At 35.4% G+C, this 24,134-nt stretch carries 21 protein-coding genes and 2 riboswitches; of the genes, 3 read left to right on the top strand and 18 right to left on the bottom strand.

The window, feature by feature from the left end; genetic code table 11:
* Positions 1 to 145: 145 nt before the first annotated feature.
* From AC4GZ8_RS04155 to AC4GZ8_RS04125, 7 genes are all read right to left on the bottom strand, one after another.
* The gene (locus tag AC4GZ8_RS04155; protein WP_491080557.1) at positions 146 to 1,663 is read right to left on the bottom strand and encodes a nitrate/nitrite transporter; all 1,518 of its coding nucleotides are present in this window, start codon (positions 1,661 to 1,663) and stop codon (positions 146 to 148) included.
* Positions 1,656 to 1,946 (bottom strand): hypothetical protein, encoded by a 291-nt coding sequence (locus AC4GZ8_RS04150; RefSeq protein WP_491080556.1) that lies wholly within the window; start codon positions 1,944 to 1,946, stop codon positions 1,656 to 1,658. The genes AC4GZ8_RS04155 and AC4GZ8_RS04150 overlap by 8 nt, the downstream gene beginning before the upstream one ends.
* Positions 1,924 to 2,244: a hypothetical protein gene (locus AC4GZ8_RS04145; RefSeq protein WP_491080555.1), complete on the bottom strand. Its 321-nt coding sequence runs from the start codon at positions 2,242 to 2,244 to the stop codon at positions 1,924 to 1,926. The genes AC4GZ8_RS04150 and AC4GZ8_RS04145 overlap by 23 nt, the downstream gene beginning before the upstream one ends.
* A 189-nt stretch (positions 2,245 to 2,433) precedes the next feature.
* The gene (locus AC4GZ8_RS04140) at positions 2,434 to 2,958 is read right to left on the bottom strand and encodes a Rieske (2Fe-2S) protein (protein ID WP_491080554.1); all 525 of its coding nucleotides are present in this window, start codon (positions 2,956 to 2,958) and stop codon (positions 2,434 to 2,436) included.
* 12 nt (positions 2,959 to 2,970) lie between these two features.
* Positions 2,971 to 3,531 carry a 4Fe-4S dicluster domain-containing protein gene (locus tag AC4GZ8_RS04135; RefSeq protein ID WP_491080553.1) on the bottom strand — a complete coding sequence of 187 codons (561 nt, stop codon included), beginning with the start codon at positions 3,529 to 3,531 and terminating at the stop codon, positions 2,971 to 2,973.
* Positions 3,532 to 3,533: 2 nt separating this feature from the next.
* Entirely contained in the window at positions 3,534 to 5,699 is a 2,166-nt protein-coding gene (locus AC4GZ8_RS04130) for a molybdopterin oxidoreductase family protein (protein ID WP_491080552.1), read from the bottom strand.
* Positions 5,686 to 6,768 carry a hypothetical protein gene (locus tag AC4GZ8_RS04125; protein WP_491080551.1) on the bottom strand — a complete coding sequence of 361 codons (1,083 nt, stop codon included), beginning with the start codon at positions 6,766 to 6,768 and terminating at the stop codon, positions 5,686 to 5,688. Before AC4GZ8_RS04125 ends, AC4GZ8_RS04130 begins: the two co-directional genes overlap by 14 nt.
* A gap of 211 nt (positions 6,769 to 6,979) precedes the next feature.
* On the opposite strand from AC4GZ8_RS04125, the gene ric reads away from it, so the two are divergent.
* Positions 6,980 to 7,678, top strand: coding sequence for an iron-sulfur cluster repair di-iron protein (gene ric / locus AC4GZ8_RS04120; protein WP_491080550.1), 699 nt, complete (start codon positions 6,980 to 6,982; stop codon positions 7,676 to 7,678).
* A 78-nt stretch (positions 7,679 to 7,756) separates the two neighbouring features.
* Here ric and AC4GZ8_RS04115 read toward each other — a convergent pair whose 3' ends face one another.
* The 8 genes from AC4GZ8_RS04115 to AC4GZ8_RS04080 form a co-directional block, all read right to left on the bottom strand.
* Positions 7,757 to 8,215 (bottom strand): hypothetical protein, encoded by a 459-nt coding sequence (locus tag AC4GZ8_RS04115; RefSeq protein ID WP_491080549.1) that lies wholly within the window; start codon positions 8,213 to 8,215, stop codon positions 7,757 to 7,759.
* A 309-nt stretch (positions 8,216 to 8,524) separates the two neighbouring features.
* Entirely contained in the window at positions 8,525 to 9,199 is a 675-nt protein-coding gene (locus AC4GZ8_RS04110; protein WP_491080548.1) for a serine/threonine protein kinase, read from the bottom strand.
* A gap of 467 nt (positions 9,200 to 9,666) precedes the next feature.
* Complete coding sequence (locus AC4GZ8_RS04105) at positions 9,667 to 10,413, bottom strand: pentapeptide repeat-containing protein (protein WP_491080853.1); 747 nt, start codon at positions 10,411 to 10,413, stop codon at positions 9,667 to 9,669.
* 175 nt (positions 10,414 to 10,588) lie between these two features.
* On the bottom strand, positions 10,589 to 11,545 hold the full coding sequence (locus AC4GZ8_RS04100; protein ID WP_491080547.1) for a ribose-phosphate diphosphokinase: 957 nt from the start codon (positions 11,543 to 11,545) through the stop codon (positions 10,589 to 10,591).
* 380 nt (positions 11,546 to 11,925) lie between these two features.
* Positions 11,926 to 14,223: a 5-methyltetrahydropteroyltriglutamate--homocysteine S-methyltransferase gene (gene metE / locus AC4GZ8_RS04095; protein WP_491080546.1), complete on the bottom strand. Its 2,298-nt coding sequence runs from the start codon at positions 14,221 to 14,223 to the stop codon at positions 11,926 to 11,928.
* 158 nt (positions 14,224 to 14,381) lie between these two features.
* Positions 14,382 to 14,571, bottom strand: a riboswitch (cobalamin riboswitch).
* 76 nt (positions 14,572 to 14,647) lie between these two features.
* Positions 14,648 to 14,759: riboswitch (SAM riboswitch) on the bottom strand.
* A 213-nt stretch (positions 14,760 to 14,972) separates the two neighbouring features.
* Complete coding sequence (locus AC4GZ8_RS04090; protein WP_491080545.1) at positions 14,973 to 16,484, bottom strand: alpha-glucosidase/alpha-galactosidase; 1,512 nt, start codon at positions 16,482 to 16,484, stop codon at positions 14,973 to 14,975.
* Between the two features lie 177 nt (positions 16,485 to 16,661).
* A complete protein-coding gene (locus AC4GZ8_RS04085; RefSeq protein ID WP_491080544.1) occupies positions 16,662 to 17,561 on the bottom strand; it encodes an AraC family transcriptional regulator in 900 nt (299 codons plus the stop codon).
* A 40-nt stretch (positions 17,562 to 17,601) separates the two neighbouring features.
* Entirely contained in the window at positions 17,602 to 18,705 is a 1,104-nt protein-coding gene (locus tag AC4GZ8_RS04080; RefSeq protein ID WP_491080543.1) for an NAD(P)-dependent alcohol dehydrogenase, read from the bottom strand.
* Between the two features lie 606 nt (positions 18,706 to 19,311).
* Here AC4GZ8_RS04080 and AC4GZ8_RS04075 point away from each other — a divergent pair.
* Positions 19,312 to 19,872: a peptidoglycan-binding domain-containing protein gene (locus AC4GZ8_RS04075; RefSeq protein WP_491080542.1), complete on the top strand. Its 561-nt coding sequence runs from the start codon at positions 19,312 to 19,314 to the stop codon at positions 19,870 to 19,872.
* 44 nt (positions 19,873 to 19,916) lie between these two features.
* Here the strand turns inward: AC4GZ8_RS04075 and AC4GZ8_RS04070 are convergent, their stop codons facing one another.
* A complete protein-coding gene (locus AC4GZ8_RS04070) occupies positions 19,917 to 20,747 on the bottom strand; it encodes a sugar phosphate isomerase/epimerase family protein (RefSeq protein ID WP_491080541.1) in 831 nt (276 codons plus the stop codon).
* Positions 20,748 to 20,825: 78 nt separating this feature from the next.
* Complete coding sequence (locus AC4GZ8_RS04065) at positions 20,826 to 21,893, bottom strand: Gfo/Idh/MocA family protein (RefSeq protein WP_491080540.1); 1,068 nt, start codon at positions 21,891 to 21,893, stop codon at positions 20,826 to 20,828.
* 143 nt (positions 21,894 to 22,036) lie between these two features.
* Between AC4GZ8_RS04065 and AC4GZ8_RS04060 the strand changes: the two genes are divergently transcribed.
* Complete coding sequence (locus tag AC4GZ8_RS04060; RefSeq protein ID WP_491080539.1) at positions 22,037 to 22,903, top strand: helix-turn-helix domain-containing protein; 867 nt, start codon at positions 22,037 to 22,039, stop codon at positions 22,901 to 22,903.
* Between the two features lie 127 nt (positions 22,904 to 23,030).
* On the opposite strand, the gene AC4GZ8_RS04055 is transcribed toward AC4GZ8_RS04060, so the two are convergent.
* The gene (locus tag AC4GZ8_RS04055; protein WP_491080538.1) at positions 23,031 to 23,783 is read right to left on the bottom strand and encodes a sugar phosphate isomerase/epimerase family protein; all 753 of its coding nucleotides are present in this window, start codon (positions 23,781 to 23,783) and stop codon (positions 23,031 to 23,033) included.
* Between the last annotated feature and the right edge of the window lie 351 nt (positions 23,784 to 24,134).

Here is a 24,134-nt window from a genome sequence, read left to right as displayed (position 1 = left end):
TCTTTATGATTCAGATTCTTAATTTTACCATTTTTCCACTTAATCAGGAGGTTTTTTTAAACTCCTATCCATCACTTTCTGTATGATGTTTTGTTTTAAACAAAAAATAAGAAGAGACATCTCCCTTCTTATTTTTAGGCATTTCTTATGAGTCATGTGTAAGTTCATTTTTTCTGTAATCGGTTATATCACTGAACATACCTGCATATTGTACAACTTCGCCAGCATCATTTCGAATTGCACTAATTGTTAACCATTCTAAGTAATTATGACCATCTTTCCGACGGTTCCATATTTCTCCTTGCCAAAACCCTTTTTGCTGAATAGAATCCCACATATCTTGATAAAATTCCTTCTTTTGAACTCCTGATTTTAACATATTCGGATTTTTACCCAGTACTTCATGTTCATCATATCCTGTTAACTTTGTAAAGGCAGGGTTTACTGAAATAATCTTCCCCTGTTTATCTGTTATCATAATACCTTCTACTGTATGGCTGACAACTTGACTTGCAATCACCAGCTTATCTTTAAAATACATCCAAATCACCAGGATTAAACTTGCCAACGCAACTTCCGATAAAGCCATAAATCCAATCGCATAGTGTCCGGTGATATTATATAATGTTGCCAAAATAAGCGGCGGAAAAAAGCCCCCTAGCCCGCCCATCGCTGATACTAATCCGTTAACAACTCCTGCCTGCTTTGAAAAATAGGCAGGTACTAATTTGAAAATAACACCATTACCTAAACCTGCACACACTGCGATGGTTAAACACCCTACTGTGTACCATTCAATCGATGGAGCAAACGATAGCAGTATGGCAGCTAATGTAAATCCAGTGAATACGAACATTAATAGTTTTAGCGGATGATAACGATCGGCAAGATATCCCCCAACAGGTCTCATGAATGTAGCCATCATAATAAAGCCTGCAGTTCTAAGTCCTGCATCCACTTTTTCTAACCCAAAATTCACAACCAAAAAATTTGGTAGATAAATTGTAAAGGCTACAAAAGAGCCGAATGTTATAAAATAAAATAAGCATAATTGCCACATGGTTGCATTTTTATATACACCTTTGATTTGCTTCATAAGTGGGGCTTTAACTTTTGGTTCATGCCTATCACCTAGGAAAAAGTTTAAAGCTATAAAGATAGCTAGAATAACAAGATAAAACTGAATTGTTAGAGACCAGCCAACCTTTGATGCAATGACAGGTGCAGCAAAGGTACTAATCGCTGTACCTAAATTTCCAGCACCATAAATACCATTAACAAACCCATGCCTTTCCTTCGGATAGTACTTAGGTAAAGATGTGACCCCTACAGAAAAAACTGCTCCTCCAATCCCTAAAAACAGTCCGCCAATCAACAAATCTGTAAGTGAGTCTGCAATACTAATATAATAGACTGGAGGAATTAATAAAACAAAGCTAATCATAAACACCAATCGGGCACCTAGTAAGTTTGCATAATAGCCTATAGGTATTCGTAGAATCGATCCTAATATCACTGGGATAGCCGTTACCCAGGCTAATTGCTCTGGAGCAATTGCAATATCTTCCTTAATAAAAGGCATTAATGAAGATAAGATGACCCATACCATAAAACCGAGAACTAAATTTACTGTTTGTAATGGTAATTGAACCTTTTTAATCATGGTAACCTCCCCCCTCCTTCTTTATTAAATACCGCAGGCTTGATTTTTCATCATAGGCGCTCCACTCATGTTTTTGTCTTATAATTTCAGATTCCTTAGGTACTGCGATAAAATGATGGTGATCAAAATAAAGACGAACATGTGTACCATCTGGACATAACCTTACACTTTGTATCTTTTTTTCCATCCAAACCGGTCTATCTTCTTCTTCACTCCCATGAATGGTTAATTTGATTGGAATGGAAACAAAATTCTCCAGTTCAAGTAAATGAATGAGTTCCACCAGACTGACATCCTTTCATATAGGGATAAATTGAAAATTGATAACCTTGTAGATAGGTCCAAAAAGAAGATGATCCACGATCTTCTAAGTAAGATAATAACTGCTCTTCCGAACTCCAATCACTCATACCTTTTACCTCTGCTACAACAATCTCTAGTCCCTGTTCGCTATTTTCATCTAAATACCAATGTAATTGATTAGAACAAAACATCTCCTTTAATAGCAAATCAATTTCAGTGGAAAAGCTTCCTTTTTCCTCTCTAATAAAACAAAAATCTAAATACGTTTCATTTTTCATCGTGATAACACGCCTTTTCGCTTTTTATCTTTTCTATAGATAAGTATTGCAATTGGAAACAAAAGCAGATTCAAACCGCAAAATAATAAACTACTTCCATAGTTCTCATAGAAATATTGATGAACCATAAGTTGAGTAAAGATAATGTTTAAGAATAAGATCGTACAAAGGAATACAACGTTAATTTTTTTAAGCATCATATCGCTTCACCCTCACAGCATAAATAACCCCATTTTCTACCTTAACTTTAATTTCAGGTAATGGTCTTCTTGGTGGACCTGCTGTTGGTGCACCTGTGTAAGCATCAAATTTCCCATGATGACAAGGACAAACCATTTCTCCTTCTTCCTTCACCCAAAACACAGGGCAGCGTAGGTGAGTACATGCATTTTGATACGCCGCATATTGATTTTCACCTAACCGAATCAACAGAGCACTGTCATGCTCACTAGGAAATGCAAACTTGACAGAATCACCTACTGCAACATCTCGAACATTAGCAATTTTCATTTTTGGATATTCCTTATCACCTAAACCTAATAACTCTTTTGCGGCAACCGCTCCCCATGGTAAGGAAGAAACAGCAAACAACCCAGCGGCACCGACCAATGTTTTCATAAACCCTCTTCGATCTAACATTCGTTCATTATTTCGATGAATATTATGAGTATAGTTATCTTCTTCAAATGGTATTTTGTTATTTTTACCGACCATCTCCACTTCCTCCTAAAATAGCTTAGTTGTTCCTTGTAAAATTCCTGGCAAACTAATTTTCACATTTGTTTCGCCTTCTAAATAAGGCATGCTAGCAACCCATTTTCCATTATTTAAATCATGTTTTTTCTGCTTTGCTTCAATTTCTACTTCTGTTAGCCATTGTAGAGTATTCGAAGGACAAACACTTGCGCACATTGGTGGAATTCCGTCCTTTGTTCTGTCAATACATAAATCACATTTATACATTAGATTTTGTTCTGTATCGAACTTAGGAATTCCATAGGGGCATGCGATTGTGCAATTTTGACAACCGATGCATTTTTCAACAAGTGCTGATAAGACAGCTCCTGTTTCATGAACTTGAATAGCTTGTGCAGGACAGCTTCTTGCACATGCTGGATTCACACAATGCAAACACATTAACGGCATTGTTTGTCTATTGACAATCGGGTTTACATCATAAACATAATTTCGATTACGTTCCTCATGTCCTCCACATTGAGTACAGGCAGCAAGACATGAACGACATCCGATACAATTTTCTAATTCAAGATAAAGTCTTTTTTTCATTTCTACACCTTCCCAACTACTACCTTTTCGATTTGTGCAGCACATGCTTTAAACTCAGGCATGCGAGATATTGGATCTAATGCGGCTATTGTTAATAGATTAATAGACTCTTCATGACCAAAGTGATAAGGGACGAAAACAGTATCCTTTCGAATTGCTTCTGTTATTTTCACCTTAAAGTAACTCTCACCTCTTCGGGTAAATAGACGAACGACTTCATCGTGTGTAATGTTGTATTCCTCTGCTCTTTCAGGGTGAATTTCCACATATGGTTCTGGACACATATCATGTAAAAATGGGATTCTTCTCGTTTGGTTTCCTGACAAATAATGATAAACGACACGGCCAGTTGTTAAACGTAGCGGGTATTTTTCACATGGTTCTTCAGCTGGCGGCCGATAAGGTAGAGCACAGATTTTTGCTTTTCCATCTGGGTGATAAAATTTTTTATCTAGAAACATGTGCGGAGTTCCGGGATCATCCTCATTTTTACACGGCCAAAACACTCCATCTTGTTTGTCGATTTTATCCCAAGTAGCACCGTAATAGTCTGCATACCCGCCTTTTGACGCCCGTCTAAATTCTTCAGCGACATCTTTGGCTTCTTTAAGATGTGAAAAATATTGACCTCTACCAAGTCTTTCAGCGAGCTCTACTTGGATTTTCCAATCTGGTTTTGATTCCCCAATTGGTTCCTGCGCCTTGTTTATCTTAATAATCCTTCCTTCAAGATTTGTCACTGTTCCCTCATCTTCTGACCAGGTAACAGATGGTAAAATAACATCAGCGAATTCCGCAGATTCTGATAAATAAAAGTCTGAACAAACCATGAAATCAAGATTTTTAAGAGCCTTTTTTACAAAATTTAAATTTGGAGCAGAAACAGCAGGGTTCGAACAAAGTAAATACAAACCACGAATAGTTTTCGCATCCATTAATTCGAACATTTCATAAGCAGATACACCTGGTCCTGGCATTTCTTCTGGTGTGATCCCCCATACCTCACAAACCTCTTCAACATGCTTTGGATTTGTAATTTTTCTGTATCCTGGCAATAAGTCTGATTTCTGCCCATGCTCACGTCCGCCTTGACCGTTTCCTTGACCGGTGAATGTTGCAATCCCTGCTTTTGGACGACCAATTTTCCCTGTTACTAAGGCCATATTGACATAGGCCGAAACATTATCAACACCTTTGTGCTGCTGTTCAACTCCCCTTGCAAACATGACAATAGCATTTGGTGCTTTTCCGTAAATTTGTGCTGCTTTTTTAATTTTTTCTATTGAAACTCCTGTTATTTCACTTGTGTACTCTGGAGTAAATCCTTTCACTACTTCTTTCGTTTCTTCAAATCCATTCGTATGGTTTGCTACAAATTCGCTGTCTACATGCCCATTTTCGATTAATAAATAAAGAATTCCATTTGCTAATGCAAGATCTGTACCTGGCTTTAAGTCCAAATGAATATCTGCTCTTCTCGCAATCGGTGTTTCTCTTGGATCTGCAACAATTAAATAACCGCCTCTTTCCTGAACTGCCCAAACACGGAACATAGAGGTTGGATGACATTCTGCTGTATTACTTCCAGCAATAAATAAGCAATCTGTTTCATGAATATCAGTCCAAGGAAGTGTTGAGCCACGGTCAACACCAAATGAGCGGAGAAATCCACCGGCTGCACTTGACATACAGAAGCGGCCATTGTAATCAATATATCTCGTCCCTAATGCTACCCTTGCAAACTTCCCAGTTAAATAACATTTTTCATTTGTCATGGATACACCACTAAAAACAGAGAGTGAGTCTTTCCCATAATTTTTCTGCAAATCTAAGAATTTTCTTGTAATCAGATCGTAAGCTTCTTCCCAGGTTGCTTCACGGAAGCCTTCTTTTGTCCCCTTCAAGCTTGCGTTATCACGTATGAGCGGTCTTAAGATTCGATCTTTATGATTTGTTTGCTGGTAGGCAGTTACACCTTTCGGACACATTTTTCCTACCGTTACCGGCCAATCGTATCGTGGTTCTACTCCAATAATTTTGTTTGTGGTTGTATTCACTCGTAAATTCATACCGCACTGCATCCCACAGTAGCTGCAATGTGTTTTTATCAACTTTTCATTTGGATGATTCAAATTTTCAATTTCTCTAAAAAATTTATCCCTGTGCATGCTGGTTGGCCTCCTTTACCTTGATTTTGTGTGTAGGTGATCCTGAAAATCTTGATATTCTGTATTTTCTTCTGCATGGTAGACATAGTTCTGCTAAATGAAAGCCATCCTCCTTATGAAAATCTATCTGATTTACTCCTAGTACTTCGATGACATCATTTGATTGTTCTACAGACACAAACTTTTCCCCACAAACCTTGCATGTTTTCATCGATTGCTCCGCATAATGCTCCCGATAATTACGGGCAAATACACTTAATGGCCGAAACGGTATGTGGGCAAGCTTTCCAAACGGAAGATAAATTAATGTGATAATAACGGAATATTGATGAATCAATGACATGATCGGTTGCCCATAACCATGCAAAAAGACATTCACAAAAGTTAACGCTAATCCTGTAATGGAAATCAATAATAAAAGATATAGAGGTAAAAAATCATACATAAAGGTTTGTTCTGCTCTTGCTTGCATATTCTTCAAACGACGATAAAGAGCCATACAAACACCAGCAATGACCATAATCGCTGTAATATTTAATGCATTGTAAAAGAAGAAAGCTAAAATTCCATCTGCTTTAACACTCATGATGTCAATTCCCATTGCCACGACGGTATAGTAACCATTTTCCTCCATCGTAAAGTACATCCATCCGAAAACTAGAGGAAAGGTCACAAAGCATGATAGGATACATCCCCAGCCGATTAAAATATGCTGTAACCAGCGATATATCCCTCTATTCCAAATAAAGTTATACGTCACTAGCTGTTCTGTTGATGTTTTAGGTGTTGATTTCCTAAATAAAAGCTTTAGCCCTTTTTTGATAAATATTTTTGTAGGCGGTCTTTCTCCCCAAGCAATAAATCGGTAAAAGAAACCTCCAATAAAAACAATTGTTCCTACCATGTATCCATACAAATTTAAATCAACATGTGTAAACATCCTTGTTCCTATAAAAGTCAGGATAATAATGGCTGAAACTGTTAAAAACATTGATTTTGCAAAGTGGGATGCAAAAGCATCATTAAGTGATTGTTTTTTTCTTTTTCCAATTGGCACAAGGTCTACCATTTTTGTTCCTCCTTATTTCTGAAAAGCTTTTTCCCATTTTCCAAAAATTCTTCGGTTTAAATTTTCTTAAATTTTCATTTGAAATATTACTTATGTTCTTCACTATAATTGAAACCGAATTTTATAGATGTGATTTTTCTCACAAAGAAATTTCAAAGAAACTGTTACTCTGGATTTGAGATGTCAAATTTAAAACAGGAGGTTATTAGAGATGTCAATGTTTCATGAAACATCAATAATTGGAGAAATTGTCAGTGTATTCCCAAAGTCTAGTGATTTTTTTAAGGGATATAGAATTGATTTTTGCTGCGGAGGAAATCGACAATTAATCGAAGCCATTGTTGAGAAAAACCTTCCAGCAGATCATATCTTAAACGAGTTAAATGAACTATATGAACAAACAAGGAACCAACCAAGGATTGATTGGAGAAAGGCAAGTAATCGTGATCTAATCGACTTTATTGTGAACAAACATCACAGATATTTAAATGAGGAATTACCACACTTGAGTCCTTACGTAACAAAGGTGTTACGAGTTCATGGAAAAGGTAACCCGTACTTGGCAGATGTATATCAGTTATTCAATGAGTTAAAAACAGAACTGGAACAACATCTTATAAAGGAAGAAACAGAAGACTTTCCACTTATTTTGGAAATGGAGAATATTTCATCTGAACAAACAAGAGATAACATGATGAAGAAAATGAATGACTTGCTTGAAGAGCATGACCATGCTGGGGAGATTATGAATAAAATACGAAAAGTAACAAATGACTTTACGCCACCAAAAGGTGCATGCGGAACTTACCGTGTTGTTTACCAAAGACTAGAAGAACTTGAAAGTGATTTATTTGAACATATTCATTTAGAGAATAATGTGTTGTTTCCACGGCTAGTTGTTAACGAATGAACATCATTCAAAAACAAAAAACCCCCGATTTCCTCGGGGGTGTACTTATTTATTGTTATGTTTGTCGTATAATAATGTTTATTTTTTTAACTTCTTTTCAAGAAAATATACTGAAATTATTAGAATGAGTCCGATAAAAATATAAGATACTGCTCCATTCCCATAAATAGTACCATTAAAATAACTATTTGCACCTTCTGTTTTAGAATAGGTGTATGGCCCTTCTCTGATTGCTTTTATATAATTGCCGCCTTCATTTTCAATAGCTATGGCATCCTCTGTTTTTATTCCTTTCATAGAATAGTACTTTGTTCCCTTTGGATAGGCATTAGAAAAATTTCCTCCCAATTGCTCCATATCTGAATAATTTGTTACTTCGCCAATTTTCTGCTCTACCTCGGTAACATATTCACCCTCACTTACAACATAAATATTTTCTTCCCACACCACAAATTGATAGGCCCATGACGTAGCAAAAGAAACACTTTGAATACAAATAAAAGAAATAGTCAGCAATACAACTATAACGCTCTTCATTAAACATCCCCCTTTCTTCTTTAGACGTTAAATAGGAGATGCTGGTTTCTTTATTAAAGAGGACAAAAAAAGGATTGCATTAAAACAATCCTCCAGACTTTTCATATTAACTGCTATACGAACTAAAGAAACTACTAGATTTACCTTTTCTTTTATAGTATTGGTGTCCATATTTAGACGGATGATGACGATTTGAGTATTTTCCTCGTTTAAAATCACTTGAGCTATATCTACCATGAGATTTTTTACCTAATAAAGATTTTAAGATTTTATTTAACATTTGAAATTCCTCTCCTTTTTTGAATGTATTCATTTCCAAAACACTTTTAACTTTAGTACATCCTTTATAAAATCTTCAATTGATGAGTGTTGTCTTTGGTTATACCACCTTTGAATGGTTTCCAAAAGCCAAATGGGGATCGCCTTGCCATCAACTAAGTGATAATATTCATCATAGGCTTTTTTCAAATGATCCCATCGATGGTCATTACCAGGTTTCAAGTACTCAGATACATCGATCACTTTGGCTCTGCCATTCTGAAGTAAAATATTCTTCAAATGAATATCACGTGGATTTAAATTCATTTTTTTTGCATATCTACGTGCGTCTTCTACATCCTGAATAACCTGTGGCGGAATATGAATACCTTGTAAAAGACAGTCATAAAGTGTAATGCCGGTTTCGTAACTTAATACTAAATATCTATCAAAAGCCCCGTAGCATTTAGAAAAATAAGGTGATCCCTTTAATTCTTTATACACTTTCGCTTCGGTTTGAATTTTTCCTTTTTTATCATCAGCATATAATTTAAAAGCATATGATGGTTCTTGAACATATTGAAAAACAGCCGCATCTGTACCAACACCGATACAGCTTAAATCGTTAACACTTCCCGAAATCGTTACTGGTTTATTTTTGGGGTTTGATGTAATTTTTATTTGGGATAATAGCTCATCAACTATGTACAAATCTTCTTTTTTCATAACCCTCACCTAATTTCTCCTAAAGTAACAATAAGTTCTAAAGGAAATAGTTATTGCTTAAATAAATATGCTTCTTCAAGATGAAACATACTATAGAGAAAATAGATTTTGCTTCTATTTAATCTGTAAGCTAGAAGAATGAATGAAAATCGTATCCTTTACTAAACGAAAAAAGATCCTTACCGATGGTAAAGATCTAAAAAAGACCTTTACCAATTGAAAACTAATTGGCAAAGGTCTCGCTAGCAAAATATACTTGCCAACAAAGCCGGGGAACTAAAAATTTCCCGAAATGACGACTTTGTTTAACAGCTACTCCCCTTTGGAGGAATTCACGTTTCATTCATCTTTTATCTATTTTAGCAAAATTAATACATATTGTCAATCTTCAGAAAAACAAACAACTTCTAAACATAATACCCCTGTATGAAATGTTATATTCCATTAATTTTTTGACAATAAAAAAATTAACCTAGCCAATGAATGGGAATACTTAAAGATGGAGGTAATTTTGTGTTCATATCTCCATTAGCGGAATTAACTTGTGCTTGAGTTAAAAAGATACTACCATTTAAATTCGCTCCACATATATTAGCATCTCTTAAATCTGCCCCAATCAAGTCGGTATATCTTAAATCCGCTTCTCTTAGATCACACGCAATAAGGAAAGCTCCTCTTAAATTCGCTCCTTTAAGATTTGCTTTTCTTAAATCCCCTCCTATAAGGTCGATTCCTTTTACTTTTTTCCATTGTTTTGGATCTTTCTTTACCTTTGAACGAACGAACTCACTTGTTTGCAACAGTAAGTGATTAACAAATGTTCGATGCTCTACAATATCTAGTTCTAAAATCGACTTTGGGTTTAAACGAGTTAGAGCCTCAGTTTCTTCTATCGCTTGATGGAGTTCCTTATATATAGAACTTGTTTCTTTTCTGCTTATTGCTTCATATAAGTAACGAAGCATTTCGTGTAGCTGTTGCATGATTGGAAAAACATCAAACATTTCCTTTGCGATTTCTTTATTGATTCTCCAATCATGCCCATTGTACGTTATTTGCGAAACCTTTTGGCCAGCCCCAAAACATTCATATACAGTACAGCCTCGAAATCCATTCTTCCTTAAATCCTTGTGAATCCCACAGCGGAAATCTGATTGAAGGTTTTGGCAAGGAATTCCGCTATCTTTATCTTGAGCAAAATCAGCAGATTTCATATATGGTAAGGCGACACAGCACAAACCAAAACAACGTTCACAATCAGCTGTTACATGTTTTAATGCTGATACTTCAATACTCAAAACATCCACATCCTTACTAATACCGGGAATTTTGCCGTAAGGAATAACCGGAGTCTTGTTTATAGCTCCAGTTATTTTTGATTAACAAATGTTATAGTTGTACAAGTTCGTCTACTGATTGTTTTTCATGAATTCGTTTAATTGCTTCGCTAATTAGTGGTGCAATTGATAACTCAACTAATTTATCAATACGTTTTTCTTCAGGTAGTGTAATTGAGTCTGTTATAACTAATTCTTTTATTTTTGAATTTTGAATTCGTTCAATTGCCGGCCCAGATAAAACTGGATGTGTACAACACGCATACACTTCTTTAGCACCATGCTCTACTAACGCATTTGCAGCTAATGTTATCGTTCCAGCTGTATCAATGATATCATCGATTAGTATCGCTGTTTTCCCCTCAATATGACCAACAATATTCATCACTTCTACAACATTTGGTCGTGGACGTCTTTTATCAATAATAGCGATTGGAGCCTTTAGACGATCAGCTAATTTACGAGCACGTGTAACCCCACCATGGTCTGGTGATACAATAACGATATCTTCTAATTTCTTATTTAAGAAATATTCTCCTAGTATAGGCACACCTAAAAGATGATCAATCGGAATATCAAAGAATCCTTGAATTTGTGGTGCATGCAAGTCAAGAGCAATCACACGAGTAGATCCAGCTCTTTGAAGCAGGTTTGCAACTAGTTTTGCTGTAATTGGCTCCCTTGCTCTTGCTTTTCTGTCTTGCCTAGCATATCCATAATACGGAATAACAAGGTTAATTGTTTTTGCAGATGCTCTCTTTAAAGCATCTACCATAATTAATAGTTCCATTAAATGTTCATTTACTGGAGCGCTAGTTGATTGAACGATATACACGTCACATCCACGAATACTTTCTTCAATATTTATTTGTATTTCTCCATCACTAAAACGAGTTACAGAACTCTTTCCTAATTCTACCCCAAGAATTTCAGCAATTTTTTTCGCTAACTTGGGATCAGAGTTTAGCGAAAATAGTTTTAAATTAGAATCTGCATAGCGATTAGGCATGGTAAAGTGAAAACCTCCAGTTGGAATTTTAAAATGTGGCTATGTTATAGTTATTTGACACTATGTTATTTGAAGATGGAATCAGCAGAATTTTAACAGAGCCTTACTTTTTAGTTATAAGTATATTTTTATTTTACACTATTCACTAACTGATCAATAGTAACTTCTCTATAAAAACTTTTATTTTTTGTGAACTCATTTATTTTTTTATCAGATAATGGAAACGAAATAAAATAATGTCGTCATTTTTGTATTTTTTATGTTTTACATTAGGTCATTAAAGCTGTGAGTGTTTTTTCTACTGCTGATAACACATAAGGTTTTTCTCTTCAACAAAAAATGCGGGATCTAAAGATTCCGCATTTTTCGTTAAATAATATTTATCCTTTATTTACAAGTAATTTTTCTCTCGATTGCTTTGCCGCTTCTACCATCACCTTTAGCGCTTCAACCGTTTCATCAATTCCTCGGGTTTTTAAGCCACAATCCGGGTTAATCCAGAATAATTTCGGATCTAATACTTGAAGTGCACGATCAATATTTTTTATTAATTCCTCAACCTGTGGTACGCGAGGACTGTGAATATCATACACACCAAGCCCGATACCTTTGTTATATGTAGTTTCCTCAAAGGCTTGAATTAATTCCCCATGACTCCTTGAAGTTTCAATAGAAATGACATCAGCATCAAGTGCTTTAATTGCATCAATAATATCTTTGAAATTTGAATAACACATATGTGTATGAATTTGTGTATCATTTTGAACTGAGGATGTGGCAAGCTTAAATGCATATACTGCTGCATTAAGATAACTTTCCCAGTTTTCTTGCTTTAATGGCAGCCCTTCTCTAATCGCTGGCTCATCAACTTGGATCATTCGAATCCCATTCTCCTCGAGACTTTCAACCTCTTTTCTAAGCGCCAGTGCAATTTGATTTGCCACATCATAGCGTGATATATCATCCCGGACAAATGACCAATTTAGAATCGTAATAGGTCCTGTTAACATTCCTTTAACGGGTTTTGATGTTAATGACTGGGCATAGACAGTTTCTTTAACAGTCATGGATTGCTTTAAATCTACATCACCGTAGATAAGCGGGGGTTTCACACATCGTGAGCCATATGATTGCACCCATCCAAATTTTGTAAATTGAAACCCAGCTAGCTTTTCACCAAAGTATTCCACCATATCTGTTCGTTCGAATTCTCCATGGACAAAAACATCTAAGTCCAGTTCTTCCTGAATTTCGATCCATTTTTTAATCTCTGCTTTAATGTATTCCTCATATTCCACATCGGTTAACTCACCTTTCCGCCACTTTAGACGATGGTTTCTTACTTCTTTTGTCTGCGGGAAGCTACCAATTGTTGTCGTTGGAAGGAGGGGTAATCGAAAAGTCTTTTTTTGAATCTCCTGACGAACAGAAAAATCAGCTTTCCGCTCCGCTTTATATAAATGAATATTTCTTGTAGCATCCTGAACTTCTGCGTTGTTTCGAAATGTTGATTTGTTTAATGCTTGAATAGCTGATGTGCTTGAGTCGATCTCTTTTTGTACAGTTTCAATTCCATGATTCATTCCTTTTGTCAGTAGAACAACTTCATTTATTTTTTCATCAGCAAAAGATAATGCATTTTTCAGAACTTTATCTAGTGTTTCTTCATTAGTTACTGTGACTGGAACATGTAACAAACTTGATGATGGTTGTAAGATTAAACGATCCCTTGAAACAAACTCCGATAATTCTGTAATGAGTGAAATCTTTTCTTCAAGATTGCATCTCCATATGTTACGTCCATTGATCACTCCTGCTGCTAACACCTTATCTGAAGGAAAACCATATTGGTTTATTGCAGAGAGATGATATCCTCCATCATGAACGAAATCTAGCCCAATCCCCTGAACTGGCAGAGAGCATACCTCTTTAAAATAATCAATTCGGTCAAAATATGTTTGCAAAATCACCTTTACATTTGGTGCTGCTTCATGTAACTGTTGATAGACTTCTTGGAATAGTTCAACTTCAACGTCCGTAATAGTTGTAGATAAAATCGGTTCATCGATTTGAACCCACCTTACACCTTCTGATTGTAATTGCTGTAAAATGTCAGCATAAATTGTGACAAATTTTTTGACCAATAAATGAAATTCAGACTTCTTATATCCTTTTGAAAGCTTTACAAAGGTAACAGGACCTAAGATTACTGGTTTTCCTTCTATTTCAAGCTTTTGTTTTGCTTCTTTATAATATTGGAGAGGACGGTTTTCAACAAGTTGAGGTTCGACATCATATAATTCCGGAACAATGTAATGATAATTTGTGTTAAACCATTTTGTCATTTCACAAGCAACCGCATCTTTATTCCCTCTTGCCATATCAAAATATGTCTCGATTGAAACAGGTCCGCCATGATAATCAAAACGCTTTGGTACTAGACCAAACATAACTGCTGTATCAAGTACATGATCATATAAACTAAAATCACCAACTGGAATTAGATCAATTCCTTGTTCTTTTTGCTTCTTAAGATGTTGAAGTCGGATCTCTTCCATTTGCTTTAAAAATTTGTCTTGATCAAGATTGCCTGCCCAATATTGTTCAAGCACTTTTTTCCATTCGCGTTTTTCCCCAATACGTGGATAGCCTAAGTTTGAACTTTTTATTTGTGTCATTATCTTCCTACACTCCTCTAATCTTTATTTTTTGTCCCAAACTAAAAAATCTCTCTTTTCAAATTAGAAAAGAGAGATTCATACGCATAGCTAACTAGAGTTGAGACATTCTGGCTTTCTCAACACGTATTCCTCACTCCTCCCTATACATCCGTAGGTACAAGCGCATATAACAGGCAGGTCTCCTGACTTAGGTTCATTGCTTCTTATCCCTTCCCATTCCATTTTGAAATAGTGGTAATTGATAAGTTGCTCCTCATTACAGTGGCGGGACCGTGCCGGATTTTCACCGGGCTTCCCTTTTAAGCTATGATCGAATCACACAGCACCTGATACATTTGATATGTAATTTTTAAGATGATGTTCTAAAAGCAAAAAAGACCTCTCTTTATCATAAATAGAGAGGTCTTCATCTTGAAATCCCCTCTTATCTGTCAAAGCAATAACTTTGCAGGAATTAGCACCTTTTCAACAAATTATCGTTGAATGGTTGCCGGGCTTCATCGGGCCAGTCCCTCCACCTCTCTGAATAAGAGTTTTTAGATAATTATTTATGTTTTGAATTTAATAGTCATCTTAGCATGAGAAATGAAAACTGTCAAAAAGAATTTTTAAAGTAGGGTGTTTTCGTAGGATAATGTGGCAAAGAAAGATGATAGATTACTAAATTTATTAAACAAAGAAATCTAAGAATTACAGTTGTTTAAATGCAAAAAACCTGCTAGATCATTGATCTAACAGGTGAACGATTATAATTCTCCTACCGAAGAGGGACGTACCTTTGCTTTATCTGCTGCACTCGCATTCTTGTTTGCATCTTCTCTATTTTCAGCCATTTCTTCTACCGTTTTTACTTTTAACCGAGCTGCTCCTGTATAATTCTTTGTAGGTATCCGAGGTTGAGTATTTAGACGTTTTTTTGCTTCCAAGATCGCTTTTGAATATTGAGGCAACCATTTTTCCTGCGCAACTAACATTTCATCAGTCATTTGCCATATTTCTTTCGGATTACATACTGCACCAACTAGCGGATCCATCATCATCGCTTGACGTAAAAGCAGATCATCTCCCTTAACAGCAGCTTCTACCGCTAAACGCTGGACGGAAATGCTTACATTACAAACAGCAGCACATCCAAGAGGAAGATCTCCTACATGCGGCATATTTATTCCGTTTCGATCGACATACCCTGGTGCTTCAATAATCGCATCATCAGGAAGGTTAGAAATAATTCCATTATTCACAACATTAAAATGCCCGCGATAAACTCTTCCTGTTTCAAGACCTTCGATAATATATGAACCATGCTCTTCACTTCGGTTTTCCTGTTTATATGTAAGTGCAGGCTCCTTCATCCAATTCGGAAAATCTGATTCAAACCAATTCCTTCCCTCTGTGCAGACACGTAAATATCCACCTGTTTCCCCGTTTATCCATGAACCTAAATCAATCCATTCATTTATCTCATCTGGGCGTTTACGATACCAAGGGACATATTCACTTAAGTGTCCATTAGATTCAGTAGAGTAATAGCCAAATCTCTTTAGCATGTCAATTCTCACTTTTTCTGTTTTACTAAACTCAGGATGTTGTTCAAAAGCCTCCAGTATCTGACCTGTTAGATCCTCTCCCTTATGTTTCACACTAATATACCAAGTCTGATGATTGATACCAGCGCAAATAATATCAATTTCCTCTTTTTTATATCCTAAAGCTTCTGCAATTTGCCGATGTCCTCCTTGAACTCCATGACAAAGTCCGATTGTCCGAACACCACCATATGTATTGCAGGCCCAGGTTATCATAGCCATTGGATTGGCATAATTTAATAATAGACAATCTTTCTCTGCTACTTCTCTAATATCCTTACAAATCTCTAACATCTCTGCAATGCCACGTTGACCATACATAATTCCACCGGCACACAATGTATCTCCAACACACTGATCAATTCCATACTTTAGAGGTATGTCGACATCTTGCCGAAATGCCTCGAGTCCTCCGATTCTTACTACTGAAAAGATATATCTAGATCCTCTTAATGCTTCCCTGCGATTTGTAGTTGAGTGAATATTAATTTCCAATCCATTTTCATCAATATCTCTTTGACATAACTCTGTAACCATTTTAAGATTTGAGGCATTAATATCTGTAAATGATACTTCAATTTCTTGAAACTCAGGAACAGTTAACAAATCCCTTAAAAGTCCTCTAGTAAAACCAATACTTCCTGCCCCGATAAAAGAAATTTTAAATGACATGTATGATTACTCCCCCTTGCATCATTCTTAAAATCATTTTATCAACAGTTAATTGATTACGTTTGCAAGATTATAACTTTCTTCTAAAATTAGGTGTCAAAAATCCTAACTTATTTAAAAATCACCACCTGAACTAATCAAATAAAAAACAGGACAATTTATCAGATTATCCTGTTTTTAGCCATTAAATTTTTCTATCGATTTTTTCACTAATTTTCTGTATCCATTAGGAGTTTGGCCAGTGTATTTTTTAAATAACATACTAAAATATTGACGACTATTAACACCAATATATTGTGATATCTCGATCACTGGTATCTCTGTTTCTTTTAATAGCATTTTAGCTTTTTGGATTCTTAACTTAGTTAAATAATCCATAATGGTACAATTCATTTGCTGTTTAAATATACGATGTAGATATCCTGAATGTAAGCTAACCGCTAGGGCCACATCTTTCACTTGAATATCCCGATCATAATTTTGATGAAGATAATCAACTGCTTTTTTCACATATATATTAAATTGCAGATGTTGTTTGGACCGATCAGTTTCATCCTTTTGAACAATCATTCTAGCAAGTTGTATTAAAAGCTGGCAAAATAATAAATACATCATAGGTTCTTGAGAGGATTCTCTTTTATCAAGTTCTAAAACTAAATTTTTTAAAGAATGATAAATCTCATTTGGATCTTTAACCACCACATATGGCCGCTTTAATCGTAAGAATCGATCTAAGATAACGGAGTGTTCCGTTAACTCCTTAATCGATGGAAAGCTTCCGTTTTTCGGAACAAAAGTAAACTCGATGTTCAACATCCGACAGGGACTACCTTTCTCAACAAGCAAACGATGTGGAACGTTTGAATCTAATAAGATTACGTCTCCCTTTTTCATTTGAATCATTTCATGTTCCGCTTCTACAACACATTGACCACTAATCACATACATGATTTCTACTTCATTATGAGTATGAAAATCCATGTAATGACTTTCCCATTGCTTAAAATAATATGCATTTACTGTTGGATGATAGTGATTTGTGAGTAGTTCATGCTTATAAAGACTATAGCTGCTCATCAGTCCTCCAGATTCATTCAGAACTTATTTCTTAAAAATATTATTCCTCTAACAAACCATTTGGATATACGATTACTTTTAGACTTTCCTTTTTATTTAATCTAGCTCTCTCCATCGCCTCTTTTGTTTGGTCAAGAGTGTATCGATCCGTAATTAAGCTATTTAAATTGTAATTTTGAGTAGCTAAAAACTCTATCCCTTGAGCATACGTATTTGAATATCTAAATATTCCAAAAATATCCAACTCATAGTCAGCAATAAGTGGTACATTAAGAGCAATTTCATCTTGTGGAGGTAATCCAACAATTGCCAGCTTTCCACCTCTTTTTAGAGATTTTAGAGCTGATTGCAATGCCTTTGGATTTCCTGCTGTCTCAAACGCAACATCGACACCTTTTCCACCTGTAATGATCGCAATTTCTTCGTTTGGATCTTGCTCTAATACATTAATTACATATGTAGCACCTAGTTTTTTTGCAGCATCCAAACGATTTTTCTCTAAATCTGTTACGATAATTTTTGATGCTCCAAATGCTTTAACAGCAGCTATGGCAGTTAGTCCGACAGGTCCCATTCCCATAATGGCTACCGTTGATCCAGGTTGGAGTTTTGACCTTTTGGCTGCATGGATTCCTACAGAGAAAGGCTCAACAAGTGATGCTTCCTCAAATGATAACTCATCTGGAATTGGAAATAAGAAATCCTCTCGGTGTTTAATATATTGGACAAAAGCACCATCTACTGGAGGCGTTGCTAAAAATTGAACATCAGGACATAGATTATATCTTCCTACTTTACAATATTCACATTGTCCACATGTAATCCCTGGTTCAATTGCAACACGGTCTCCAATTTTCAATTTGGAAACCTGTTCGCCCACTTGTACAACAATTCCAGCACATTCATGCCCTAAGATAATTGGTTTTTCAACAACATATCTCCCAATTTTTCCATGTTCATAATAATGGATATCAGACCCGCAAACCCCAACAGCCATCACCTTGACTAGAACTTCGTTTCCTTCAACTTTTGGAACAGCAATCTCCTGAAGTTCAATTTCATGTGGTTTAGTCATCACTGCAGCCTTCATAATAGTTGGAACCTCTAATTTCTCAACATTCTTGACAACTGATTGATTTGACATCTCTTTTCTTCCCCTCTCAAATTCGCATAGCCGAAAACGCTTTCCTAATTTTGCTTTTACTATTATTCCATTGGTGAATCCATAGAATAGAATTCAAGTCTCTATAAGAATAACACCAATTTTGCTATCAAAAAAGATGGAAATGTAAGCTTTTTCACACATCTTCATATTTTACTATTCCACTATAATAAAAGTGAATTTTAGATTATTAGAAAAATAAATTTTAACGATAAATTCTTAAATGAGTTAATCGTCATATTCGAACGACCCTTTCTCATGAGATCGGTCTATCTAGTTAAAGGATAAGAGATAGCTATTAAAAGAAAAAAATACTCCCTGAATTTAAGATCGTCACAATAACTCCATTACGGGCAGCTAGTAAAACACAAATAAAATACCAATAATAAAAAATGGGGAAATAAATGAAAAATGACCGTTCCCAGCATTAAAAGATATCTCTATTCAACCATATGGACTTCCAAACTTTCAATCATAATGGATCACCCGTGACGAGATCCAATTTCAAAAATCACTATTTTTATGAAACAATATTGATTCTTCTCCCGTTCAATCAATGATTAATAAAACAAAGGGAGATGTTTTTAAATGAATAAATGGAAAAAGGTTTCGGCATCAATTTTAACTGCATCTGTATTATTATTAGGAATTCCTGCAGGTGGAGCCAGTGCTCAAGATAGCGTGAATTATTCTATTTTTGATTTATCAGGTACTCTAAAGGAAGGTTCAAAGGGAGAAAATGTAAAAATCATGCAGCGAGCTTTAAATAAAGCCATAGGGGCCGAATTATCTGAGGATGGGATTTTTGGACCTATGACAAAAACAGCTGTTATAGCCTTTCAAAAATCAAAGAAAAGCTTAAAAGTTGATGGTATCTATGGACAAAATACTCATGCAGAATTATCGAAGGAAATAAACTCATTCGGTTTCGCAGACACTGTTTTAAAAATTGGTAGCAGAGGCGAAGCGGTGAAAACACTTCAAAAAGGACTAAATGATATGAGCTACAATGTTAAAGTAGACGGAATATACGGACCACAAACAAAAGAAGCTGTTATGAAGTTTCAAAAACGCTTCCCAGAACTTGTGAATGATGGAATTTTTGGGCCTAAGACAAAAGCTGTTATGGATAAAGTACTAAACGACTAATATTGCAATAGGCGATCATCTTTTATGATCGCCTTTCCTAAATTTTATAATCTATTAAACACTTTATCAAACCCTATTTTAGAGCGTCTAATTAATTCTTCACTTGGCTCTGTTGGGGGTGATGGAGTTAAAACTTCTTGAGCTATTGGTCCGCTATAACCAGTTTTCTTAATACTTTTTAAGAATAATGGTAAATCAATAACCCCTTCTCCTGTATAAAGTCGATCATTATCTTTAAGCTCTTCCACTGGCAAATTAGCAGCATCATTAATATGAACATGTACAATTTGATGCTCATTTAAATTGGTCAGGTCTTCACTTGTGAGTCCAGTTGTGTACCAGTGATATGAGTCCAACAACAAGCCAACATTCGGTAAGCCTATTGCATCAATAAGGTGAAGTGTTTCCTCTTGAGTCCATATGAATGGATTTTTCCATGTTTCTCTTAAATGATGAGGTCCTACATATTCTAATCCAAGCCTAATACCATATGTACCTAGAACTTCCGCACATATTTTCAAACGTTTTATTGCAAGACTCATAAATTGAGCTGATTTAAGATCTGTTGAAGGTAAAATATACGTGCAACAACGACTACAACCTAAATCTTGTGCAGCTTTTGCAGATGACGCAAGATGGATTAAATCTTGTGAAAATTCTTCATCTGAATTTCTCCATTCAACAGGTAAACCAATCGCTCCTAATTGGATGTTATTGCTTTGTAAAATCTCTTTGGCCCCGTCTTGACCAAAATCTTCAATAAATTTGTTTGCATCAAGATCAACAGTTTGGAAAGAGTATCCCGCAGCTAGTTCAATAAATTGTTTATCATCTACAAATGTTCCTAAGCCAGCCTTAGTCAATCCTCTTAGCACTCACATCACCCTTTCAAGTAAAATCTAGTTTATAAAGGATACTTTTTTAACCTTTTAGTTTTTCAAAAACTTAAGCAACTAAATCTTCCAATCTAAAATAACTTCTCTGCCTGTTTTAGATGATTCATAGATGGCATCTAATATGAGGTTATTTGTTAACCCAGTCATTGCAGAGGTAATTGGTTGTTTTTCCTCTCGAATACACTCAATGAAATGTTTGCTTAACTGAATGCGCTCATCTTCTTTATTTTCTTCTGGAGAAATCTCAATATCGATAGCCCGATCAAATTGCTCTGTTAAAATTTTTGCAGAATTTCCATCAAGAGAAGCTCCACCATCTGATCCCATAATATGAATAAAAGGATTATTGCTTGTATCCATATGAACAGCCCAGCTAACCTCGAGAGTAAGTGTTGATCCATCTTCCATTTTTATTAAGGCTGTCGCTAAGTCTTCAACATCATATTGTCCATTCCAATTTGGGGTTCCCCAAGTTCCAATTCCTTTCTTTTTTGGACCAAATTCCGCATATGTTGACCCAAAAACAGAAATCGGTTTCGGATTTCCCATTAAGTAAAGTCCTAAATCTAACATATGAACACCTATATCAATTAACGGTCCACCGCCAGCTTCCGATTTCGTCGTAAACCAACTTCCCCAACCAGGAATTCCCTTTCGACGGAACCAGCCTGTTTTAGCATGATAAATTTTCCCTAATGAACCCTTTTCAACTTGTTCTTTTATTTGCTGAATTTGCCATTGCCATCTCATTTGATGTCCAACCATAACTACTTTACCTGAATCACGTTGTGCTCTAACAATATCTTTTGCAGCTTCACTGTCAATTCCCATCGGTTTTTCAACTAACACATGTTTTCCTGCTTTTAACGCTTGTATCGCGAGTGGGGCATGCCATTTATTAGGAACACCAATAACTACAGCATCTATATTAGGATCATGGATTAATTCCTCTGCACTAGCAAAAACTTGGTTCACTTCATACTCTTTTGCTCTTTGTTCAGCTAGCGGTAGATAAGCATCAGTAATGCCTTGTAGAACAACCGAACCTGTTAAGGCTGAGAATGTGTTTAAGTGTACATTTCCAATAGCTCCTGCTCCGATGATACCTATTCTAATCTTTTCCATCGTAAAACCTCCATCAGTAAAAAATTACTTTTATCGATCTATAATAATAACGCTTACAAATATGATAAAATAAAAATGATAAAAAAGCAGATCAATTTTTCATCTGTTTATCTCAATTTTTCTGATAGGAGGAAACGGTATTTATGACCACTTTTCCCATGTATTTATCTGAGTATCCTAATATGAATACAACTTTTCCGTTTCATCTATCAATACATAGAATAAAAGACCGTTTCCCTTCACACCGTCATGATTATCTAGAGTTTTCTTTAGTTATCGAAGGATCTGGAAGTGAGATAATCAACGGAAAAAAGCATAAAATGGAACCAGGCACCTTTACGTTTATTCTGCCTTATCAAATACATGAAATCTCTGCTTCCAATGAATCCCCGTTGGTCCTATTTAATTGTATCTTTGATTTAGGTTTGCTTCATGATATTGGCTTACAAAACTTATTAATAGAAACAGAAGAATTTCTTGTAGAGCCTTTTATCAAAATAGATGATCATCACTTCCTAAAAATGAGGGGTCTAATGGAAGAAATGCTTAAGGAATATACAGAAAACAAGCCATATAAAGACATTATATTAAAAGCAAGGCTTGCTGAAATATTAGTTACGTTCGAACGATTTAGGTGTAAGCAACATTCTCCATCAATCAATATGGGTAAGTCAACAAAAAAAGGGATCATTTGGGATGTCATACAGTATATCCATACTCAATATCATGAAGATATTACACTATCCCATTTAGCGAATAGATTTCATGTAAGTGTCCCTTATTTAAGTGAATTATTTAAAGAACACCTAGGACAAAACTTTGTTCATTTTTTACATGAGGTTCGAATTAGGCATGCATGTAGCTTATTGACTTCCACAACCATTCCTGTGACTGATATCGCTTTAGAAGTTGGCTATCGTTCGTTTCAGACTTTTTCACGTGTATTTCGCGAACAAAAAAAATTAACACCAACAGCTTACAGGAAAGCACAACCTTTGCCTAACAGTTAAATACAATTAGAAAAGTACAAATCTAAGTGTTTATTAGAAGAACTCTTAATTTCTGAGAAACTACAGAACTAACTAAAATGAGAGCACTCTATTTCTAGAGTGCTCTCATTTTATCATTATCTTAAGTTTAATTTAATTTTAATAGCTTATCTTTTAAATAGTTAATGCTTATTTCAATACTCTCAAGCGGAGAACGTTTACATCGATCTTGCTCTACAACCATCCATTCAATTTCAGCTTCATCAAGTTTATGTAAAATTGCTTCTAGATTAACCCCACCCGTTCCCAGCTCAGCAAATGCTTTCTCGGAATCAGTTGTCATATCCTTTAAATGTATTAATGGCATACGACCAGTATACTTTTCCATCCAATCTACTGGATTTTCACCTGCCAGTGTTAACCAATATACATCTAACTCAGCTTTTACAAACTCTGGATTTGTTTCGTCAAATAATCTCTCAAGATGTGAATATCCATCTCTTTTTTCTAATTCGAAATCATGATTATGATAGCTTAGAGCAATTCCTTCTTGTGCACTTCTCTCTCCAACTTTATTTAATGTTTTAGCAAGTTGATCATATTCATCACGTCGTTCTTCAACTAAATATGGACAAACAATATTTTTGCAATTAAGCGTTTTCAAATATTCCAATTCATTTTCAAGATTCTTTTCCATCTGCTCTAGTGATACATGACTACTTACAGCCACTAATCCAAGTCGATCAAGAGTTTGTTTTAATTCTTTAGCTTCCTTACCATAATAACCTGCTAATTCGACCCCATGAAAGCCAAGAGCAGCAACTTTTTCTAAAGTACCATAAAAATCTTGCTCACATTCGTCTCTTAATGTGAATAATTGGACAGCAATTAATTTTCCCATAACTTTATTCCTTCCCTTCATGCTAATCTCATCTTAATCATAACAGAACCATTCGATGAATACATGGAAAAATGATAATACTGATTCATGTTTTTAAAAAGCTTGTTTATATATACCCAACTGATTCAACTTATCCAATATTAATTGTAATCTTTACCTTAAATTCCACATGAAAGAATCTTTACATTCATTGAAAAATTTACTACACTTGGATTATCCCTTCCGAAACATTCGCTTGTTGCGGGACACTTAACCAATGTACGGATCGGAAGGGATTAGAGAGTGGCTAACGTTGATTAGCCACTCTCTTTTTGCTAATGATTAGTGAATGCAGAAAGTTAGTGCGAATTG

The organism is Metabacillus sp. RB-C-LZQ-3-1 (genome assembly GCF_058315175.1).
This window is presented reverse-complemented; position numbering and strand designations above follow the sequence as displayed.

Bases quoted from the DNA above. Each gene is read 5' to 3' on its own strand.
- AC4GZ8_RS04155 (WP_491080557.1), bottom strand. From the start codon at position 1,663: ATGATTAAAAAGGTTCAATTACCATTACAAACAGTAAATTTAGTTCTC.
- AC4GZ8_RS04145 (WP_491080555.1), bottom strand. From the start codon at position 2,244: ATGAAAAATGAAACGTATTTAGATTTTTGTTTTATTAGAGAGGAAAAA.
- AC4GZ8_RS04140 (WP_491080554.1), bottom strand. From the start codon at position 2,958: ATGGTCGGTAAAAATAACAAAATACCATTTGAAGAAGATAACTATACT.
- AC4GZ8_RS04135 (WP_491080553.1), bottom strand. From the start codon at position 3,531: ATGAAAAAAAGACTTTATCTTGAATTAGAAAATTGTATCGGATGTCGT.
- AC4GZ8_RS04130 (WP_491080552.1), bottom strand. From the start codon at position 5,699: ATGCACAGGGATAAATTTTTTAGAGAAATTGAAAATTTGAATCATCCA.
- AC4GZ8_RS04125 (WP_491080551.1), bottom strand. From the start codon at position 6,768: ATGGTAGACCTTGTGCCAATTGGAAAAAGAAAAAAACAATCACTTAAT.
- ric (WP_491080550.1), top strand. From the start codon at position 6,980: ATGTCAATGTTTCATGAAACATCAATAATTGGAGAAATTGTCAGTGTA.
- AC4GZ8_RS04115 (WP_491080549.1), bottom strand. From the start codon at position 8,215: ATGAAGAGCGTTATAGTTGTATTGCTGACTATTTCTTTTATTTGTATT.
- AC4GZ8_RS04110 (WP_491080548.1), bottom strand. From the start codon at position 9,199: ATGAAAAAAGAAGATTTGTACATAGTTGATGAGCTATTATCCCAAATA.
- AC4GZ8_RS04105 (WP_491080853.1), bottom strand. From the start codon at position 10,413: ATGAAATCTGCTGATTTTGCTCAAGATAAAGATAGCGGAATTCCTTGC.
- AC4GZ8_RS04100 (WP_491080547.1), bottom strand. From the start codon at position 11,545: ATGCCTAATCGCTATGCAGATTCTAATTTAAAACTATTTTCGCTAAAC.
- metE (WP_491080546.1), bottom strand. From the start codon at position 14,223: ATGACACAAATAAAAAGTTCAAACTTAGGCTATCCACGTATTGGGGAA.
- AC4GZ8_RS04090 (WP_491080545.1), bottom strand. From the start codon at position 16,484: ATGTCATTTAAAATTTCTTTTATCGGGGCAGGAAGTATTGGTTTTACT.
- AC4GZ8_RS04085 (WP_491080544.1), bottom strand. From the start codon at position 17,561: ATGAGCAGCTATAGTCTTTATAAGCATGAACTACTCACAAATCACTAT.
- AC4GZ8_RS04080 (WP_491080543.1), bottom strand. From the start codon at position 18,705: ATGTCAAATCAATCAGTTGTCAAGAATGTTGAGAAATTAGAGGTTCCA.
- AC4GZ8_RS04075 (WP_491080542.1), top strand. From the start codon at position 19,312: ATGAATAAATGGAAAAAGGTTTCGGCATCAATTTTAACTGCATCTGTA.
- AC4GZ8_RS04065 (WP_491080540.1), bottom strand. From the start codon at position 21,893: ATGGAAAAGATTAGAATAGGTATCATCGGAGCAGGAGCTATTGGAAAT.
- AC4GZ8_RS04060 (WP_491080539.1), top strand. From the start codon at position 22,037: ATGACCACTTTTCCCATGTATTTATCTGAGTATCCTAATATGAATACA.
- AC4GZ8_RS04055 (WP_491080538.1), bottom strand. From the start codon at position 23,783: ATGGGAAAATTAATTGCTGTCCAATTATTCACATTAAGAGACGAATGT.